At 46.4% G+C, this 19766-nt stretch carries 12 protein-coding genes; 9 read left to right on the top strand and 3 right to left on the bottom strand.

Annotation, left to right across the window (positions count from 1 at the left end; all coding sequences use genetic code 11):
* Nucleotides 1-10 precede the first annotated feature (10 nt).
* The 4 genes from ACO0K8_RS05340 (at nucleotide 11) to flgL (ending at nucleotide 5341) form a co-directional block, all read left to right on the top strand.
* Nucleotides 11-1132, top strand: a complete 1122-nt coding sequence (locus tag ACO0K8_RS05340) for a flagellar basal body P-ring protein FlgI (protein WP_422945862.1) — start codon at nucleotides 11-13, stop codon at nucleotides 1130-1132.
* Between the two features lie 9 nt (nucleotides 1133-1141).
* Entirely contained in the window at nucleotides 1142-2056 is a 915-nt protein-coding gene (gene flgJ / locus ACO0K8_RS05335) for a flagellar assembly peptidoglycan hydrolase FlgJ (RefSeq protein WP_422945578.1), read from the top strand.
* Between the two features lie 100 nt (nucleotides 2057-2156).
* Nucleotides 2157-4115, top strand: a complete 1959-nt coding sequence (gene flgK, locus ACO0K8_RS05330; protein ID WP_422945577.1) for a flagellar hook-associated protein FlgK — start codon at nucleotides 2157-2159, stop codon at nucleotides 4113-4115.
* Between the two features lie 17 nt (nucleotides 4116-4132).
* Nucleotides 4133-5341 (top strand): flagellar hook-associated protein FlgL, encoded by a 1209-nt coding sequence (gene flgL / locus ACO0K8_RS05325; protein WP_422945576.1) that lies wholly within the window; start codon nucleotides 4133-4135, stop codon nucleotides 5339-5341.
* 6 nt (nucleotides 5342-5347) lie between these two features.
* On the opposite strand, the gene ACO0K8_RS05320 is transcribed toward flgL, so the two are convergent.
* The 3 genes from ACO0K8_RS05320 to ACO0K8_RS05310 are packed head-to-tail and all read right to left on the bottom strand — an operon-like array spanning nucleotide 5348 to nucleotide 7589.
* Nucleotides 5348-6163, bottom strand: coding sequence for a ChbG/HpnK family deacetylase (locus tag ACO0K8_RS05320; protein WP_422945575.1), 816 nt, complete (start codon nucleotides 6161-6163; stop codon nucleotides 5348-5350).
* Nucleotides 6160-6564, bottom strand: a complete 405-nt coding sequence (locus tag ACO0K8_RS05315) for a GtrA family protein (protein ID WP_422945574.1) — start codon at nucleotides 6562-6564, stop codon at nucleotides 6160-6162. Before ACO0K8_RS05315 ends, ACO0K8_RS05320 begins: the two co-directional genes overlap by 4 nt.
* Nucleotides 6561-7589, bottom strand: coding sequence for a glycosyltransferase family 2 protein (locus ACO0K8_RS05310; protein ID WP_422945573.1), 1029 nt, complete (start codon nucleotides 7587-7589; stop codon nucleotides 6561-6563). The genes ACO0K8_RS05315 and ACO0K8_RS05310 overlap by 4 nt, the downstream gene beginning before the upstream one ends.
* 144 nt (nucleotides 7590-7733) lie before the next feature.
* Here ACO0K8_RS05310 and ACO0K8_RS05305 point away from each other — a divergent pair, with 144 nt between their 5' ends.
* The 5 genes from ACO0K8_RS05305 to ACO0K8_RS05285 all read left to right on the top strand — a co-directional run bounded on the left by ACO0K8_RS05305 (nucleotide 7734) and on the right by ACO0K8_RS05285 (nucleotide 19739).
* Entirely contained in the window at nucleotides 7734-9302 is a 1569-nt protein-coding gene (locus ACO0K8_RS05305) for a glycosyltransferase family 39 protein (RefSeq protein WP_422945572.1), read from the top strand.
* Between the two features lie 206 nt (nucleotides 9303-9508).
* On the top strand, nucleotides 9509-13513 hold the full coding sequence (purL, locus tag ACO0K8_RS05300) for a phosphoribosylformylglycinamidine synthase (RefSeq protein WP_422945571.1): 4005 nt from the start codon (nucleotides 9509-9511) through the stop codon (nucleotides 13511-13513).
* A 261-nt stretch (nucleotides 13514-13774) separates the two neighbouring features.
* Nucleotides 13775-15508 (top strand): ABC transporter substrate binding protein, encoded by a 1734-nt coding sequence (locus ACO0K8_RS05295; protein ID WP_422945570.1) that lies wholly within the window; start codon nucleotides 13775-13777, stop codon nucleotides 15506-15508.
* Complete coding sequence (locus ACO0K8_RS05290) at nucleotides 15501-16118, top strand: response regulator transcription factor (protein ID WP_422945568.1); 618 nt, start codon at nucleotides 15501-15503, stop codon at nucleotides 16116-16118. The genes ACO0K8_RS05295 and ACO0K8_RS05290 overlap by 8 nt, the downstream gene beginning before the upstream one ends.
* Before the next feature lie 561 nt (nucleotides 16119-16679).
* Complete coding sequence (locus ACO0K8_RS05285) at nucleotides 16680-19739, top strand: ImpA family metalloprotease (RefSeq protein ID WP_422945567.1); 3060 nt, start codon at nucleotides 16680-16682, stop codon at nucleotides 19737-19739.
* Nucleotides 19740-19766: the final 27 nt, after the last annotated feature.

Below are 19766 nucleotides of genomic sequence, written 5' to 3'. Positions count from 1 at the left end.
GAGCATCGTGATGATCTGTAAATTTTTCTCCTCGTTCAAGATTTCGCTCGCAGTGTGTTTGTGTGCAGGGTTGACGACATTTGACGCTGGCGCTGAACGTTTGAAAGATTTAGCCGGAATTCAAGGAGTGCGGCAGAATCAATTGATAGGCTATGGTTTAGTTGTTGGGCTAGATGGTAGTGGTGATCAGACTACTCAAACACCATTCACTGTGCAAAGTATTATTAATATGATGCAGCAACTAGGTGTAAGCATACCAGTCGGTACTAGTTTGCAACTGAAAAACGTTGCTGCCGTTATGGTGACTACATCACTTCCCCCCTTTGCTCAACCAGGGCAGACCTTGGATATCACAGTGTCTTCAATCGGAAACGCTAAAAGTTTGCGAGGCGGTACCTTACTGATGACGCCTCTTAAGGGCGCTGATAATCAAATTTATGGTATGGCGCAAGGAAACGTCTTGGTTGGCGGTGTTGGTGCGTCGGCCAATGGAAGTAAGGCGCAAATAAATCATTTAAGCGTAGGGAGGATATCTTCTGGCGCGACAGTTGAACGCGCCGTTGCATCTGTCTTGGGACATGGAAATATCATACAGCTGGAACTGAATACTTCAGATTTTTCAACAGCAAGTAGGGTTGTCGAGGCTATCAATAAGCGTTTCGGTGTTGATACAGCTGCTGCGGTGGATGGTAGAGTGATTCAAGTGAAGGCTCCAGCAAGCAATGATCAACGCGTTAGTTTTCTAGGTGCACTTGAAAGTATTGAGGTAACACCAGCCCAGAATGCGGCTAAGGTAATATTGAATGCACGCACAGGCTCTATCGTTATGAATCAATCTGTCACACTTGATACCTGCGCAATCTCACATGGGAATTTGTCTATAGTCGTTAATACTGATAATGCAGTTAGTCAACCAAATGCATTGGCAGGTGGGCAGACCGCTGGTACCGCAAATTCGAATATTACGATCGCTAAGGATGCTGGACAGTTAATGGTGCTTAAAGCCGGAGCTTCTCTTAGTGATGTCGTAAAAGCACTTAATTCTATCGGTGCTACACCGCAGGATTTACTGGCCATCTTGCAGGCAATGAAGGCATCGGGTGCCTTACATGCGGATTTGGAAATTATCTAAGGATCAATCATGATAGGCCGTGCCGATTTATCAGATAAGCTAGCGTTCGATAGTAAGGGGCTCGATGAGTTAAAACAATCTGCGAGAGAAAAGTCGCCTGATGCCTTAAAGGCGGCAGCCAAGCAATTTGAAGCATTATTTATGAATATGATGCTCAAATCTATGCGGCAGGCTGAGAGTAAAGATAGCCCTTTCGAAAACGAACAAAGTCGGATGTACACTTCTATGCTCGACCAGCAACTATCGCAAAATATGTCAAACCGAGGCATAGGCTTGGCAGATGCATTGGTGCGACAACTCTCAAATAATGCCGGGAATCAAATTTTGGGCGTGGATTCTTCATTAAGTAGTGATAGTAAAGCGAGCTTAAAGAATTTGAACGGTTTAGACTCTTATCTGAAGCAAGCAAATTTTGAAAAAAAAATCGACTCTGTCGATACATTTGGATTAAATAAGGGTGTTCCTGCACATGTGAAGGAGTTCCAACAAAAACTCGCCGCGCATGCGGAGCAGGCTAGTTTGGAAACTGGGATACCAGCTAAATTTATGTTAGGACAAGCCGCTCTTGAGAGTGGTTGGGGTAAGAGGGAAATTAAAGCCATCGATGGATCGGCCAGCCACAATATTTTTGGCATGAAGGCCACTAGTTCCTGGAAAGGGAAAACGGTTGAAGCTGTCACGACAGAGTATATTGATGGAGTTGCTAGCCGAAAAATTCAAAAATTTAAGGCTTATGATTCGTATAGCGATGCATTTAAAGACTATGCAAAATTGTTGACAAAGAATCCGCGTTACGAAAATGTAATTGCCAATGCGAAAGACGCAACCAGCTTTGCCTTTGGTTTACAAAAAGCAGGCTATGCGACAGATCCTCAGTACGCAATGAAACTTTCAAAAATTATTAAACAAACATTGTCGGCATAATAAGAGCAATTTCTCTGATTAAAGTTTTTGGTATTCTCCCCGTTAACTTAATAGAGAATTGTTAAAACTGTTAACGCAAGTAGACTGAATAGGTTTAATCATGGGTACCAATGTATTGGGGATAGGGCAAAGTGCACTGTTGGCAGCGCAAGTGGGCATTGCAACTACAGGGCATAACATTGCCAATGCCGCAACACCGGGCTATAACCGTCAAGTTATAGTACAAAGCGCAGCCGAGCCTCAAGGCAATGGTGGCTCTTTTCTGGGGCAGGGTGTAAAAGTTGATCAAATTAGACGTGTTTATAATGCGTTTATAGGTCAGCAAGTTAACTCAACGCAGTCCTCCCAAAATTATGCCGACGCCTATTTTAGTCAGATTAAGCAAATAAATAACCTGGTGGCCGATCCGCAGGCTGGAGCATCTCCAGCTATTCAAGAGTTTTTTAATTCAGTACAAAATCTAGCAACAACTCCGAATGGAACGGCAGGCGCTGCTGCTCGACAATCTGTTTTATCTTCTGGCTCCGCTCTCACTGCCAGGCTACAGAGCTTACAAAATCGTATCGATCAACTCCGTGACGGTGTTAACGGGCAAATTCAAGACTCAGTCGGCACAATAAATAGTTATACGGGTCAACTCGCTGAGTTAAATGAAACCATAGAGCGGACTCAAAGTGTAGGTGGCGCTCCGAATGACCTTTTAGACCATCGTGATAACATCATTACTGAACTGAGTAAATTGGTGAACGTTTCAGTTGTTCCTCAAGGTGGAAAAGTTAATATTTTCATGGGAACTGGCCAGCCTCTGGTATTAGGCAGTAAGGCGTCGAGCTTGCAAGTTACAAGTTCTTTAACCGATCCTTCTAGGCTCGAAGTCGCTTATGAAACCAATGGTACTTTGGTTCAAATTTCGGAAAATAGTTTGACCGGAGGGCGTTTAGGAGGACTTTTTAGTTTTAGAGCAAACTCGCTGGATGTGTCGGAGAATTCCTTAGGGCGAGTTGCAATTGGTTTGGCTACTACATTTAATGACCAACACAAATTAGGACAGGACTTAAATGGTGCTTTAGGCGGTGATTTCTTCAAAGTTGGTGTGCCTATCTCGCAGCCAAGCGCAACTAATAATGGAGCAACGGGCAATATGTCGGCAAATATTGTTGACGTTGGTGCATTAACCACAAGCGATTATCGCGTTCAGTATTTGGCTGGAAATTATCAGATTACGCGTTTGTCAGATGGCGCTTCTACAACGCCACCTTTGTCGCCGACCTTACCTGTTATATTTGATGGAGTTTCATTCAATGCACCTGCAGTAGCGCCTACTAACGGTGATGAATTTTTAATTCGTCCGACTGCTGCCGGCGTACGTAGTTTTGGTGTCGCCATCAACGATACTTCGAAGTTGGCCGCTGCCGCGCCAATTGCTACAAATTTTCCAAGTACTAACACGGGAACAGGGAAAATTAGTCCCGGTGTGATTGACTCAACTTTTTCAGCCGGATCATTTGTACCACCTGTTAGCTTAACTTTTTCGGCTAACGCATTTACTGGATTCCCTGTAGGCTCTAGCGTGTCGGTCACTGTCAATGGTGCAACAACCCAGTATGGTCCGTATGTGGCGGGTACGCCTGTGCCATATACCAGTGGCGCTACCGTTAACGTTAGTGGTGCTAGTTTTAATGTGACAGGCGCGCCTGCTACCGGTGATGTCTTTACTATTTCGCCAAATAGTAATGGATCGGGAGATAATCGGAACGCTTTATTGCTTGGAAAATTGCAGACTCAAAATACCTTGGTAGGTAAAACTACGAGTTTTCAAGGCGCATACGCACAATTCGTAAGTTTTGTTGGAAATAAAACCCACGAATTAGAAGTGACAAATTTGTCAGAGACAAAGCTGCTTGAGCAGGCGGTGCAAGCACAGCAAGCGGATTCCGGGGTTAATCTTGATGAAGAGGCTGCTAACTTACTTCGTTACCAGCAAGCTTACCAAGCAGCGGGTAAATTAATGCAAATTGCTAGTCAATTATTTGACGCGCTATTGGCTCTGGGTAGATAAAGATTAGAGGTATTATTATGCGTATTAGCACAAGCACAATCTACGATTCTGGTGCAGCACGGATCAGTGATCTGCAGGTCGCCTTAAATAAAACGAATCAACAGATGAGCACTGGTCGTAGAATATTGACCCCATCTGATGATCCTATTGCTTCAGCTCGCGCCTTGGTCATTAGCCAATCAGACTCGGTGAATGATCAATATGCGATAAATAGACGTAATGGAAAAAATGCGCTTAATGGCGCGGAGAATACGCTTGCGAGCGTGACCACTACTTTGCAAAGTGTGAAGACATTGATTGTTAATGCTGGTAATGGCTCGTTGACCGATGCGGATAGGGGCTATATCGCGACCCAATTGCAAGGAAATCTTGATCAAATGTTGAGTTTGGCGAATTCGACGGATGAAACGGGAAATTACATGTTTTCCGGTTTTACAAATACTGTTTTGCCCTATGTGAAAACCGCGAATGGCGCTAATTACGTTGGAGATCAAGGGCAACGATTTGTTCAGGCTGATACTTCTAGGCAAATCGCAATGGGGGATGTAGGTCCTGCCATATTTGGCAATATTCGCACCAGCAAAACTGCCTTTGCGGTCGCTGCAAATTCTGCGAATTTGGGCAAAGGGGTTATTTCAGGCGAAAGTATCGCTAACTCAGCTTTACTTACCGGAAATAATTATGAGATAAAATTTTCATCAGCTACAAATTTCGATATTTTAGATAAAACTACTGGACTTAATGTCCTTAGTGCTCAGCCATATACTAGCGGCAATCCTATTGTTTTCGACGGTATTAAAGTTAATATCACTGATACGCCCACGGCTCCGGGTGTTGGCGATAGTTTTTCGATTCAAGCGGGAAATCAAAATATTTTCGAGACTTTGACTGATTTGATCAACGTTTTGAGAACTTCATCTGGCTCCCTATCTGCAAAAGCCAACTTGTCGGCTGGCTTGGCGCAAGCGAATAGTAATGTCGATGCGTCACTCTCCAATGTCATTACTTCTCGAACTAATATGGGTACAAGTTTAAAAGAAATTGATACACTTGATGAGTCAGGTGACGGTATTGGACTAGTATATAAACAAGAATTATCAGAGTTGCAGGACCTAGACTATGTGAAGGCGATTAGTGAGTTAAAACAACAAGAGTTCACGTTACAAGCGGCACAACAGTCTTTCGTTAAAACTTCGTCTTTGTCATTGTTTAACTATATTAGTTAAAATATTTTATTTTTTAGCACTTAATATCGAGGACATGCGTTCGATTTTAACTTGGTAGCGATCTAGCATCTTAATATAAAGTTCGGAGCTAAAAAAACTGTGCTCTATCAGTCGTTGTTTGGAAATTGGATCATGTGCGTCAAGCATCGTCGCTGGATGGCACATGATCAACGTTGCCGAGCTAGTGAATTTTAACCACTCTTCAAAGCACTTAGCGTAATTTTCAGTATCAAAGCCATAAACTCCAGCAAAATCACGATTGGTCGGTATTCTTCTCTGATTTAACTCTTCGTGAAGTGCGATCCCACCCAAGTACTTGAGTATTCTTGTTTTTCCTCCCCATCCAGGATTTGCCGGGCGCGTATTGCGTATCCATGGCTTGATATTTGCATAACGCTTTTCCACGATGTCGAGTAGAGCGTCTCGCACCATAGGCAATTGATGAATATGCTGATGTCCATCTATAAAGTCAGGTGTACGGCCCAATGCGTTTTCAAATGAGTCGAGTTGCGTTTGTAGCATAGTGCGCAAACCTTGCGGTTCTAATCGATGAAGATAACTGCGCAATATTAAGCCTGATAAGCTGCTGCCTGACCTTGAGCCGAAGTCTTCTGTGAGATTGAAGTGTAGTCCATAATCAGCACAAGCTTCTCGTTCGCGTAACATGGGTGCAGAATGGGACGCCCATCTCGGAGCTCCGCTCATGCAGCTAACTGCACTGATACGATTTAATTGCAGAAGCTCGCAAACCGATGCATCAACACCTGCATGCTGTCCAAAATCGTCTACACACAGCGCAAAAACCGTTTTGTCGTCACTCATGAGTGTTGTGCCGTTTGAGAACGAAATGCCCACAAGCGACTGAGGAAATAAGTTGACATCGCCACCGTAAATACCGCTAGTGCAAGAGCAATAGTATATGGAATTGCGGTGTGAGCAAGCATTAAATAAAATAATAATTCATTCATTCCGAAGCCAAGCGAAGCCGTCGCAAAAAAACGTAAAAATGAACTATTGTTCATGTTAGCGTGATCACCAAAGGTCCAAAACCTATGCCCGAAATAACTCATCCAAAAAGAAATAAAAAAACCTGCGATATTTGCCAATAAAGGCGGGGTGGCTAGCGTTTCAACTAATATGACTACGCTCACGTAATGTATCGCGGCGGCACTCAAGCCGACTGCGGCAAAACGCAATATGCGTTTAAATTCTATTAAACTCACGATGGTGAATTTTCTGAAGATGTAATAATTGATTGCGCGGGCGAATCTGTTCTTCCGTGATCCAGGTCCTCAGCAATCAAATAGAGTGGACGCATTTTTACTTCCTCATAGACTCGTCCTAAGTACTCTCCCAGAATCCCGATTGAAAATAATTGAACGCCAGAAAAAAACATTAGGCTGACGGTTAATGTGGCCCAGCCCGGTGTAGGGTTACCAAAAAATAGGGTTTCAAGCATCACGTAGAGCGCGTACAAGATCGAGGCAATGGATATTAATGCTCCTATCCCGCTCCATACTCTGAGAGGTAGGGTAGTGAAAGCGGTAATCCCTGCTAGGGCTAATTTACCTAAACCTCGTAGACGAAAACTCGAAACGCCAGAGGCTCTATCTAATGGGACAAAAGGCAGGGCTACGCTTTTGTATCCGACCCAGGCATATAGACCTTTCATAAAACGGTTTCGTTCAGGAAGTTGGCGCAATGCGTCAACAACACAGCGATCCAATAAGCGAAAGTCACCAGCGTTTCTTGGGATGTTGATCACCGAGTCGCGCTCCATTAGATTGTAAAAAAGGCCGGTTCCCCATCTTTTTAAGAGGGACTCATGGCGCCTGTCTGCAATAACTCCGTACACCATGTCATATCCCGCCTCCCACAGCTTGAGCATTTCTGGCAACAGTTCTAGTGGGTGCTGATAGTCGCCGTCAAGTAAAATAACAGCATCACCCTTGGCATGATCTATTCCAGCCGATAAGGCCGCTTCTTTACCGAAATTGCGCGACAAACTCAGATAGCGAACCGCGCAGTCGGCTGCAACCGTTGCCACCATCTCCGCTGTATTGTCGGTGCTGCCATCATTGACGACGATGATTTCGTAATTGCTAGTAAAAGCAGCGAGCGTCTTTTGCAAATCCACTAAGAAATTGGCAATGTGTTTTGCTTCGTTGTACGCAGGAACGACACAACTGATCTTTGCTGATGCCGGTCGAGTTTGTTTGGCTGGTAGTGGCGGCAGGGACAATGTCATTGAATTTTCTTCGTGTCGTTGATGCTTAGGTTTTAATACGATTTGCACTGCGCCACATTATAATGGCGCTCGCGCCTATGGAATACTCTTATCTGTCTTTTAGCAGAGGCAATTGCTGCGCCCAACTATCATTTCTTTCCTTTCATGAGTGAATACCAAAAAATGCAGGAATCTCAATCAATTACAGCATTGGTAAGCGAGGGCGTTACGCCAAGTGTTTTACCGCAGACACGAACGATCTTCTATTTTTTACTGGCTTTTGTAGTAATTTTTTGGACTTTGGTTCCCATTCTAGGTCATCACACGCCACCCTTGGATGTAATAGAGATGACCACTTGGGCACAGGTGCCTCAGCTGGGTTATTACAAACATCCGCCATTGCCGGCATGGGGCATCTATCTAAGTGAATTAATTTTTGGGCGTAATTCTTTCGCTTTATTTATACCCAGTGCACTGTCTATCGGCATCGCAATTTTGGCTGTCTGGCCGCTGGCACTACGATTTTTTGGCGCTAAACGCGGCGTCATTGCCTTGTTTTTGCAGTCAACGCTTATTTATTACAATATGTACGCGCCTGATTACAACCACAATGTTGCGCAAATACCGTTTTGGGCGCTAACGGTGAGTGCGTTTTATTTTGCAGTGTCTGATGGACGGGCGCGATATTGGATTTTTTTTGGTGCCGCGCTGGGCGTTACTACTTTAAGTAAATACAGCGCTGCATTCTTACCCTTGGCCTGCGTGGTTCTGCTAATGTGGGAGAAAGAGGCTCGGCGTTACCTAAGCGTTACAAATATATCGCTGGCTGCTATCGCTTTTTTTGCAGTGCTAGGACCGCATCTGTTTTGGTTGGTAAAGCATGATTTTGCACCCATTCACTACATGAATGATAGGTTAGGGGATTTGTCGTTGAATGCCAGTTGGAGTGAGCGGTTTATCTCTTATGTAGGGATGCAGGTTTTGGTGCATCTAGTGCTTATCTGTGTGGGTGTTTGGTGTGCTCGAGGCAAGCATGTCCAGCCTGATGTTAATCTAAATGCTCCAATGGCGTCTAAAGTTGGCCGACTTAATCAGCGTTTTTTATGGGCCATGGGCCTGGGACCATTTGCCATCACGGTTGTGCTCGGTTTGAGTGGTAGTTATCTACATCCTATGTGGGCGACTGCAATGTTTCCACTCAGTGGATTGATATTTGTGCAATTGTTGTCAGCTCGTATTGATGTGCTTTGGAGTCCTCGTTGGCTAATTGCATGGATCTTGTTAATGAGTTTTTTCGGTGCGATTTATGCCGCGAAAAATACGGCGGGATGGCATCAACTGACAAATAAATATGCCAGAGCCAGTTACCCGGGGCCTGAGTTGGCTAGGGAACTAGATCAAAAATGGAGGCTTGCTTTTCCAGGTAAACCACTACGCTTTATTGTCGGTACGCCTTGGGAAGCTGGGGTCGCAAGCTTTGAAAGTAGCTTTGATACTCGGGTGCTGATCGAGGGGGATTTAACTATCAGTCCCTGGATTTCAAAAAATAAGTTGAGTAATTGCGGTGCTTTGGTAGTTTGGGACCCGAATGTCGATATGTTGACGCCACTAAAGAGGGATTGGCCGCAAATAAGAGAACAGGAGCAATTAAGCATCATTCCCGATCGAGCAAATACTTTTGCTGCGCTAAGGCTTTCATGGGCAATTATTCCACCTCAGGGAAATTGCAATTAATCCTAATGGAGAAGCAAGAATGCGTTTTGCGTTGTTTGGAAGCGCAATTTTTTCTCTATTGTTAAGTATGCAAACAATTAATCCTTGATGAACGCACTGGAGCCTATGTCCGCATCAAGGTATAATTCGGTCTTTCTGATTCACCCCGCAATGTGGCCGCGATCCTCGCTGATCTGTCTGCTCATTGCCTCAACTACTCTCACGCCATGTTGATATTGCCAGGCTCTAATGCCTTGTCTGCTTTTCGTTCCCTAGGTTTACTGTCGCACTTGCAAGCTGTTGATGCAAGCATAGTCGGTGTTAGCGCTAGATTTAGCCACTTTATTGAATCGTCTGTAGTGCTAGGCGACGACGATACGAATCGCTTAAATGCCTTATTGACCTACGGTGATGCCTTTGCTGGCTCGGAGGAAGGTGAGAGCTTTGTAGTCATTCCTCGATTCGGCACGATATCGCCATGGGCAAGCAAGGCCACTGACATTGCACATAATTGCGGCATGTCACACATTAAACGCATAGAGCGCGGCGTACAATATTTTATACAAGTGAAAACTGGCTTGCTTGGCGGCGCTAAGAAGCTTGTAGAATCCTCACAGCAAGCAGTCATCGCCATTTTGCATGACCGTATGACAGAAATGGTGTTGCGAGATATTCAAGCCGCCCGCGGTTTATTTACAGAGTTAGATGCCAAGGCGCTGGAATTCGTTGATGTATTGGGTGGCGGTAAAGCGGCCTTATTGCATGCTAATTCCGAACTTGGTTTAGCTTTGTCTGACGATGAAATCGATTACCTGGTGAATGCTTTTGTCAGCGCCAAACGGAATCCTACCGACGTAGAATTAATGATGTTTGCTCAGGCCAATAGCGAACATTGCCGTCATAAGATTTTTAATGCAGACTGGACTATCGATGGTGTTGAGCAGGATATCTCCTTGTTTGGCATGATCAAGAATACCCATTTGCTGCAGCCTAAAGGCACAGTCGTAGCCTATAGTGATAATTCCTCCATTATGGAAGGCGCTGTGGTGACGCGTTTCTATCCGAACGGTGCAGCCAAAGGTAATGAATATCAGGCAACTGTGGAACTGACTCATACCTTGATGAAGGTGGAGACACACAATCACCCGACTGCGATCTCGCCATTTCCTGGTGCCTCGACTGGTGCTGGTGGTGAAATTCGCGACGAAGGGGCAACTGGCCGTGGTGCCCGTCCTAAAGCTGGATTGACCGGTTTTACCGTGTCTAACCTGATGCTGCCGGATGCCGTGCAACCATGGGAAAACACCCGTGACGTAACGGCTTCGTCCGATGGTGCTGCAGCAATCTATGGTAAGCCAGATCGTATCGCTTCACCTTTGCAGATCATGATAGAGGGACCGCTCGGTGGCGCCGCTTTCAATAATGAATTCGGTCGTCCTGTGTTGGGTGGCTATTTCCGTACCTATGAGCAAAACGTAGGCGGCACGGTACATGGCTATCACAAACCTATCATGATTGCTGGCGGTATCGGCAATATCTCGCATAAGCATACGCATAAGAACGATTTACCTGTTGGTAGTTTGCTGATACAACTCGGCGGCCCTGGTATGCGCATAGGTATGGGAGGTAGTGCCGCTTCTTCGATGGCAACTGGCACCAATACTGCAGATCTCGATTTTGACTCTGTCCAACGTGGCAATCCAGAGATGGAGCGCCGGGCGCAAGAGGTGATTAACTCTTGCTGGCAAATGGGCGACGATAATCCTATCTTGTCGATTCATGATGTTGGTGCTGGTGGCTTGTCGAATGCCTTCCCGGAAATTACCAATGATGCCAAACGCGGTGCGATTTTTGATTTGCGCAAAGTACCGCTGGAAGAAAGCGGCATGGCACCGAAAGAAATTTGGAGCAATGAATCGCAAGAACGTTACGTCTTGGGAATTGCACCAGAAAGTCTGCCGTTATTTAAGTATTTGTGTGAACGTGAGCGCGCCCTGTTCGCGGTAGTTGGTACTGCGACTGAAGAGCGTCAACTCAAGGTCATCGATCCGGAGCAAGATAGTACACCGGTCGATATGCCGATGGATGTGCTGTTAGGTAAACCACCTAAGATGCACAGGGATGTTAAACACGTCGCCAATGACTTCCCAGCAATCGACCTTACCGGTATGGATTTACAAGAGGCAGCGCAGCGCGTACTAAGTTTGCCTACCGTCGGCGATAAATCTTTTTTGATTACCATTGGTGACCGCACTGTCGGTGCTACTTCAGTGCGTGATCAAATGGTCGGTCCTTGGCAGGTGCCAGTGGCTGATTGTGCAGTCACAGCGATGAGTTTGGAAGGCTATCTGGGCGAAGCCATGTCTATGGGCGAACGCACACCTCTGGCGGTTATTAATGCCGCGGCTTCCGGACGTATGGCAGTAGGTGAGTCGATCACCAATATCGCAGCTGCGCCAATCAAAGATATCTCTGAGATTAAATTATCCGCTAACTGGATGGCCGCTTGCGGTCAACCTGGCCAAGATGCAGCTCTGTTTGATACCGTCAAGGCGATTGGTATGGATTTGTGCCCAGCACTGGGTATTAGTATTCCTGTCGGTAAAGACTCCTTGTCGATGCGTACCACATGGAAAGATGAAGGCGTCGATAAATCAGTGACCTCACCGGTATCTCTGATTATTTCTGCTTTTGCGCCTGTCTACGATGTGCGTAAGTCACTGACGCCGCAAATCAAGCTCGATGCCGGCGATACTAGTCTGATCCTGATCGATCTGGGCCGTGGTAAAAATCGTCTTGGCGCATCCTGTTTTGCGCAAGTTATGCAAAAGCTCGGTGATCAGACTCCGGACGTTGATAGCGCGGAAGACTTGAAAGCATTCTTTGCCTCGATACAGCAATTGAATGCGGAAGGCAAACTTTTGGCTTACCATGATCGCTCAGATGGCGGCTTGTATGCCAGTTTGTGTGAGATGGCATTTGCCGGTCGCAGCGGTCTCGATATCAACCTCGATATCCTGACCATGGAAAGCGAGCATGCTGCTGATCAAGGTGATGCCAAAAACTGGGCTGGACAAGTTTCCGAGCGTCGTAATGACCTCACTTTGCGTGCCTTGTTTAATGAAGAACTCGGGGCTGTGATACAGGTACGTACTGAACAACGTTCAGAAGTCATGGATGTCTTGCGCACACACAATCTGGGCGCTTGCAGCCACATCATAGGTAAGCCAAATACTAGCGGTAACATCGCATTCACGCGCGACGCCAAAGAAATATACAAGCAGTCACGCAGCGCCTTGCATCAGATCTGGAGCAAAACCAGCTGGCAAATCGCCCGTATACGTGACAATCCCGCTTGTGCCGATGCCGAGTATGCGCGTTTGGCTGATCTGACTGATCCAGGTATGCAACCTAAGATTACGTTTGATACGCAACTCGATATTGCTGCGCCGTATATCGCCACCGGGGTGCGGCCTAAGATCGCGATCTTGCGCGAGCAGGGCGTCAATTCTCATATCGAAACGGCTTACGTGATGCATAAGGCCGGCTTTACCGCGGTCGACGTCCACATGAGCGATCTGATCTCTGGGCGTGCCCGTTTGTCTGACTTTAAAGGCTTAATTGCGGTCGGTGGTTTCTCTTACGGCGACGTGTTGGGTGCCGGTGAAGGCTGGGCGAAAACGATCTTGTTTAATGCCATGATGGCCGAGCAGTTCTCAGAATTTTTTAATCGTACCGATACCTTTGGTTTAGGTATTTGCAATGGTTGCCAGATGATGAGTAATCTGAAATCCATCATACCGGGAGCTCAAGCGTGGCCGAAGTTTACCAAGAATAAATCGGAGCAATTTGAAGGCCGTTTTGCCATGGTCGAAGTGATGGAGTCCAAATCTATCTTTATGCAAGGCATGGCCGGCACGCAAACACCGATCGCGATTGCGCATGGTGAAGGTTTTGCCGATTTCTCGATTACCGGTGACATCAAGGCGGCGCAAGTAGCAATGCGCTTCGTGAACAATCAGGGCCAGACGACCGAAGCTTACCCTTATAATCCAAATGGATCACCGCAGGGTATTACCGCGGTGAGCAATGAGGATGGTCGTTTTACCGTGATGATGCCGCATGCCGAACGGGTATTCCGCTCGGTACTCAATTCCTGGCATCCAGAGGGTTGGGGTGAGGATTCCCCGTGGATGCGCATGTTTAGAAATGCCCGCCTTTGGGTGGCTTGATTTTATTCATCACGTAACAGAACCGATAAAAAGACTAGGCCTGGTGTAGACTTTCCTTATATTTCGACTCTGAATAATTATTTGCTCAGAGTCGAAATGCTCACATCACTTTTCTCGAAAACTGCTCACTAAATGGTATCAGTTATGACGGAATTTTTGTTGCGTCGACTAGTTTATGTGGTGTTGAGTTTTCTTTGCTGCTCAATCTTGGTACACGCTGAGAGCCGAGATCAAAAATCGATTTTGATTGTCAGTCCTGACATGATGAATTCCCCCTATCTTTACGATTTTTACACTTCCTTCAAGATTAAATTAAATGCAGGGCGTGGCGATCCTGTCATTATCTATGAAGAGAATTTGGATTTATCTCGTTTTCATTCCTTAGAATATCAACATCGCCTTGATGCCTGGCTCAAGGAAAAATACAAAAATATTAAAATTGATGCGGTTGTCGTGATAGGACAAACGGTACTCAATTATTTTTTGGAGCGTCAGAAAAGCCTGTGGCCAGAGACGCCCATTTTATTCACGCTTGCAAGTGATAGCGAGATAAAAAAAATTTCCTTACCTGACAACGTAGGAGGTAAAACTCTCAAAGCTGGCTTCTCAGATATCGTGAAGTTGGCAAAGACACTTTTACCAGAAACAACGCACATTGCAATTATAGGAAACACACCTGCGCATGATGTCTATAGAACCGATTTGCCGGATGAAATAGCCCGTTTGGCTGCGCAGGTAGATATTATTGACCTGCGTGGTTTAGGCTTGGAGGAGCTTCAGCAGAGGACGAGGAGCTTACCTAAGAATACGGTGGTTTATTTTACGATGCTTACTATTGATGGCAGTTTAAGAAACGTCTCCAACAGTGACGCTCTGCAGGCCATACTCAAGAGTAGCAATACCCCAGTATTGGTAGATAATCCCAGTTTAATTGGTTCGGGTACGTTGGGGGCGATTTCGTTTGAGGCTAGTATTCAAGGGCAGGAAACCGCAGAGTTACTCAATAAAGTACTGGCAGGAGAAAAAATATCTTCGCTTTCTGTGAGTAAATCAAGTTTCATCTCTTTGCTTGATTGGCGAGAGCTAAAACACTGGAGTATTCAAAAGAAAAACTATCCGAAGGATAGTGAATTGCGCTTCTATGCACCCAATGTATGGGAGCTTTATCGCACGCAGATTATTGTTACGCTTGGTGTCATTATTGTCTTGCTGTGTCTTTTGGGCGCTTTGCTTGTGGAGAGGAAGCGTCGCACAGTAGCAGTTGCTCAATCTCGTCATCGCCTGGCACAAATTGCTTTTATGAACAGGCAGCTCACAGCAACCGTTTATTCAGAAGCGATAGCGCACGAGTTGATACAACCTTTGGCTGCTATCTTGAGTAATACCGAAGCGGCGCAAGTGTTTTTAACTCACACTCCGCCTCAACTCGACATGATTCAAGAAATTTTGGAGAATATCAAACGAGATGATCTTCGGGCAGGTGATTTGATTAATAGTATGCGAGGTTTGTTGACCAAGTCCGAGTCAAAAAATAAAAGCGTGAACATCAATACCATGGTGCAAAAAGTATTAAAATTTTTGTCTGGTGAAGCGAAGATGCGGCAAGTTCAACTAATCGAGGAACTTGCTCTCACCACTTTGATCGTTAGTGCAGATCCCGTGCAGTTACAACAGGTAATGGTAAATTTGATTCTGAATGCCTTGGATGCTATCGATGAGGCTGACGGAGTCAGGCGTAGTATTTCGGTTTTTACTACACTTGATGAAACCAATGCACGTGTTTCCGTGGTGGATACGGGTATCGGTTTTGATGAAAATATTGAGCGAGTATTTGACTCTTTCTTTACGACGAAAACAAAGGGTATGGGCTTGGGATTGACGATTACAGAAGCCATTGTTCAGGCGCATGGCGGTAAAATTTGGGCCGAAAATGGTGTCGATGGAGCCGTCGTTCATTTCTCTTTACCTTTGCAATTGATTGAGCCTGATGAATGATATGTCGTTGCCATTAGTTCACGTGATTGATGACGATACGCCGTTGCGAATCGCCTTGTATCGATTGTTAAGCGCTTGTGGATACCGGGTTGTTACCTATGAGTCTGCAGCGGAGTTTCTTGAAGCGCCAATACCCGATGAACTCAGTTGTATATTATTGGACATGAATATGCCCACTACAAATGGATTTCAATTGCAGGAACATTTAAACAAAAATCATAGCCATATACCGATTGTTTTCTTGACTGCACACGGTGATATCGGTTTGAGCGTCAGGGCGATGAAGGCTGGTGCCGATAATTTTCTAAGCAAACCAGTGCAAAAGGATGAGCTAGTCTCCGCGATCGAAGGCGCACTAGAGCGTTATCGAGAGTTCGTGGGTGAACGTGGCGATTTATCCACGTTGCGTTTGCGGTATGCAAAATTAAGCGCGCGGGAAGTTGAAGTATTTAATATGGTGGTGCGAGGACAATTGAATAAACAAATCGCTTTTCTATTGGGTAACTCTGAACGCACCGTTAAGTCTCAGCGCGCAAGCATCATGGAGAAAATGGAAGTGTCTTCAGTTGCGCAATTAGTCCTTGCAGCGAGACAATTGGGGGCAATATAAAATGTTTGGATGGTTTTGTTAAAAGACTTTGATCTACGCAAAAATGGCCCAAGCGTCATTTTTCTCACCTTGTTGGACTCGCTTTATATTTTCGGCTGCACGCCTAGCTGGAACGGTCTTGTGTAAGCCCCAATTATATCCATCCGGTTATTAATTTCCTCGCATAATTGACATCACTTGCCATTAATTTTTGAAGGTGAATACTTCTCATCGATAAAAATTGAGCCACATGATTGTGACTCGCACCTCGATCAGCCATCAACGACAGGTTCGTCGTCAATACACGTATTTCTCACTGCCCGCCTTTAAACAATGCAGTAACAAATGCTTACAAAGTAGCCATCTGATTTGCACCAAAGGGCAATTGACGTAAAAAATTGCCTTGCATAAACTCGCGTGTTCATAAATGCGCGGTCTTCTCCTGCCTTTATCGAAAAAAACATTTGTCTAATATCACAGGCGCCGCAAATCGCTTGCACTCCGTTTATAGGATTTTAGAATTTGCTTTGATTTGGGGCCAGAGGTAGTTCTGTGCCCTGCTTTTGGACTTAGAAAGTAGACATGAATAATAAAATTCTTTTTTCGCTGCTTGCGGCGACAATTTTCCTGACTGGCTGTGGTAGCGGTGACGCACTGCATATTTTCAATGCGGACCCAGCCAATGTAGCGACTCCTGCTCCAAACCCAGATAGTGTTAGTGATGAACCTGCGCACGTGGTGACAGTAGTGCCAACGACTCCAGCGGTCGATCCAAATAGTCCACCGGGTATCACACCGCCAAATTTTGTTCCCCCAGAGACAGTGCCACCTACAACAGTGCCACCTACAACAGTGCCACCTACGACAGTGCCACCTACGACAGTGCCACCTACGACAGTGCCACCTACGACAGTGCCGCCTACGACAGCGCCACCTACGGCAGTGCCACCTACGACAGCGCCACCTACGGCAGTGCCACCAGTAGTTATCCCTCCTACTGTCGGCATACCACCGGTTGTCGTCGATGATAGCATTGCAAAAGCGATGATCAGTGGTGATGCTAGCGGTCTCGATGCCTCGGCAAAGTTGACCTTGTTGCAGCAGGCGCAAAACATCGCGCTCGAGGTAAGAATTTTTCAGACTTCCACTTTGACCAAGATATTGCAAAAAAATGGCACGGATCTGACTCAGGCGCTGACCTTTGGCAATAGCAGTATTTCGGTCTCCTTACAAAACTCCACTTCAGGAATGAGCTTCCTCGCGGCCGATAGCGGGAATGGCATGGCGGCCTTATCCCAGGTTGGTAGTGGTCGCGCCATGGCGTATGGTGCTGACGTGCTTGCCTGGATGGCTGGCACGACCAATCAACAGCAACATTTCCCTTTATTTACGCGTGCCGTCACTTGGTTGATAAATGGCGCCCCTGATACCGCGTTACCAGGCACGGTAAAGTTTTCCACTGCTGGCTATAGCGCGAATAATGTACGTGCGCTGTTGACGCGTCTGGGGAGCGCTGGTGCCGAGCAGAGCTGTGATCTGACCGATGTCAATAACACATGCTGGCAAAACGCCGATTTAATGGTCTTTGGTGGTAGCACCAAAGACACAGCGGGCTTGACTCAGCTCGTGCAAAAGTATCTTGCCGCTGGTAAGTCAGTGATCTATATGGCTCCGAGCTGGGTAGAATCTACGGCTGGGCGCAAGGTGGCCAATGCCATGGGGATGGAGTTGGGCGGCTATCCAGGTAATTATTTTCAGGGCGCGACCGGTCTAGCCATTAGTGCCAGCCGGACGGTTGCCGATAGCATGGCGCGCGCTGACAAGATGGGGACTTTGATCGTCACGATACAAAAACTCATGGATGACAAGCTGGATTGGGATTTTGTAGCGGATGCATCGCCGACCAATCCCATTTTACAAATTAACAGCGAGTTGGCCAGCTTGCATGGCAAGGGCATAAATCTGTTTCAGATGCCTACCATGGATTTACATAAAAAACTTGTGCTCTGGGCCGATCTCTGGCGTCCGAGTATTGATAAATACGGCAAAATGCCGCCGGCGCAGCGCGCCACGGCGACCGACTTTTTACGTGCTTATGCCTCCGATTCCTGGGTGGTTTTCAACCGCAACAAGACTTCGATTGCCCCGCTAGGTTATGGTGATTTCATGCCTAAAGAGGCGCAAAATATTCCAGTAAGTACTGACTGGGAAGTGATTGACGTGACGATCGCCCAGGGCAGTGGCATTACTGCGATTGGTCGGGCGGCGATTCCAGGCAAGACCGTCACCGTGCAGATACTCGATGCTGCCGGCGGGACTCTAGGCGTACAATCTGGCTATGCCCGTTCTTACGGTAACCCGCTTAGCGATGGTACGAAATATGCACGCCCGCGTCGTCCTATGTCATTTAATGTACCGCTTGCAGCTGCCAATGATAATCTGTTTGTGACACCGTTTGGCGGCCCTTTATATCTCAATTACAGCGGCCTTAGCGCTGGTAGTGTCGTCAAACTGAAGGTCAAGGGTGTGGCTAAGTATGGTCATTTTGACTTTACTAAAGATATGAGTCAGGCCGAAATAGATGCCGCTTCTGCCGCAATTAAGTCAAAAACCTTTGGCTGGCAGACCAACAAATTTGTCGGTGGTGAAGTGCACCAGACCAATGCCTATGCATTGAGTGTAATTGGTAATGTCGAGCCTAAAGACTATGTCCTGAATAATCTCAGAGCGCGCCTTTTTGATTCGAATCATGTCGCCAATGGTTACAGCAATATGTCTATGTCGCCGGCGGTCAGTGGCTTGTGTGTTGATCTCACGTGGACTTGTGATGGTGTGATGCATAGGGCGCCTGGCGTGCAGCATTTCATTGGTTGGATCGCGGCTTGCGGCTTCCTTTGCTCAGGCAATCCTTCAGATGGTTTTGCTGGCTTGTCCGCTGGTTGGGGCTGGTGGCATGAATTGGGTCACAATACCGTGCAAAGGGTGCATCACATCGTGCCACCAGGTACGGCAGGCTGCGTGGTCGAATGCGATAACAATATATTGTCCAGTGCCTCGGCCTTACGTCAGTACGGTATGATCGGATCCGATGTAAATGGTGATCGTATCGATCATAGAGGCTTGTATCAATTCATATTAGATAGCCGTGCCACAGGCAAGACTGATGAAGCGCTGCGTCTGGACATGCAAAACAAGCTTTGGAATGGCGGTCAGAATGCCATGCGTGCGGTGCATTTTCAATTGGGATTCTTATACACCAAATACCGTCGTGGCATGGCTTTGCCAACACCGGATGCGACGCTCGAGTACCTGACTTTACTGACCAAGGGCGATCGTTTGGTGTCTAAGGATTGGACCGTGGCGAACGCCACCAAGTATGGCATGGGGCGCTATACCACCAATGCCATCACTAATCACGACCTGCTATATGTACTGAGCTCTAAGATTATCGGCAAGGATATGCGCAAGTATTTTTCTGCCTATGGCATACCTTTGGATCAAAAATCTTTGGATTCCATCAGCGACCTTAAACTCGATATTGCGCCTTTGACTTTTTATGCACTAGCAGCTGGAAAAGGGAATCAGTTGAGCACCGGTGCATGGCTAGATATCGAAACGCTATCGCCAGCATATCCATTTTAATCTGAACCAACTTTGCGCCCGCATCAA

Source organism: Undibacterium sp. Ren11W (genome assembly GCF_049340485.1).
Classification (GTDB): Bacteria; Pseudomonadota; Gammaproteobacteria; order Burkholderiales; family Burkholderiaceae_D; genus Undibacterium.
Note: the sequence above shows the minus strand (reverse complement) of the source record. Positions and strands in the feature narration are given on the sequence as shown.

What these genes read in the sequence shown, in the direction of transcription:
- ACO0K8_RS05340 (WP_422945862.1), top strand. Translation starts at nt 11, where the DNA reads ATGATCTGTAAATTTTTCTCCTCGTTCAAGATTTCGCTCGCAGTGTGT.
- flgJ (WP_422945578.1), top strand. Translation starts at nt 1,142, where the DNA reads ATGATAGGCCGTGCCGATTTATCAGATAAGCTAGCGTTCGATAGTAAG.
- flgK (WP_422945577.1), top strand. Translation starts at nt 2,157, where the DNA reads ATGGGTACCAATGTATTGGGGATAGGGCAAAGTGCACTGTTGGCAGCG.
- flgL (WP_422945576.1), top strand. Translation starts at nt 4,133, where the DNA reads ATGCGTATTAGCACAAGCACAATCTACGATTCTGGTGCAGCACGGATC.
- ACO0K8_RS05320 (WP_422945575.1), bottom strand. Translation starts at nt 6,163, where the DNA reads ATGAGTGACGACAAAACGGTTTTTGCGCTGTGTGTAGACGATTTTGGA.
- ACO0K8_RS05310 (WP_422945573.1), bottom strand. Translation starts at nt 7,589, where the DNA reads ATGACATTGTCCCTGCCGCCACTACCAGCCAAACAAACTCGACCGGCA.
- ACO0K8_RS05305 (WP_422945572.1), top strand. Translation starts at nt 7,734, where the DNA reads ATGAGTGAATACCAAAAAATGCAGGAATCTCAATCAATTACAGCATTG.
- purL (WP_422945571.1), top strand. Translation starts at nt 9,509, where the DNA reads ATGTTGATATTGCCAGGCTCTAATGCCTTGTCTGCTTTTCGTTCCCTA.
- ACO0K8_RS05295 (WP_422945570.1), top strand. Translation starts at nt 13,775, where the DNA reads ATGATGAATTCCCCCTATCTTTACGATTTTTACACTTCCTTCAAGATT.
- ACO0K8_RS05290 (WP_422945568.1), top strand. Translation starts at nt 15,501, where the DNA reads ATGAATGATATGTCGTTGCCATTAGTTCACGTGATTGATGACGATACG.
- ACO0K8_RS05285 (WP_422945567.1), top strand. Translation starts at nt 16,680, where the DNA reads ATGAATAATAAAATTCTTTTTTCGCTGCTTGCGGCGACAATTTTCCTG.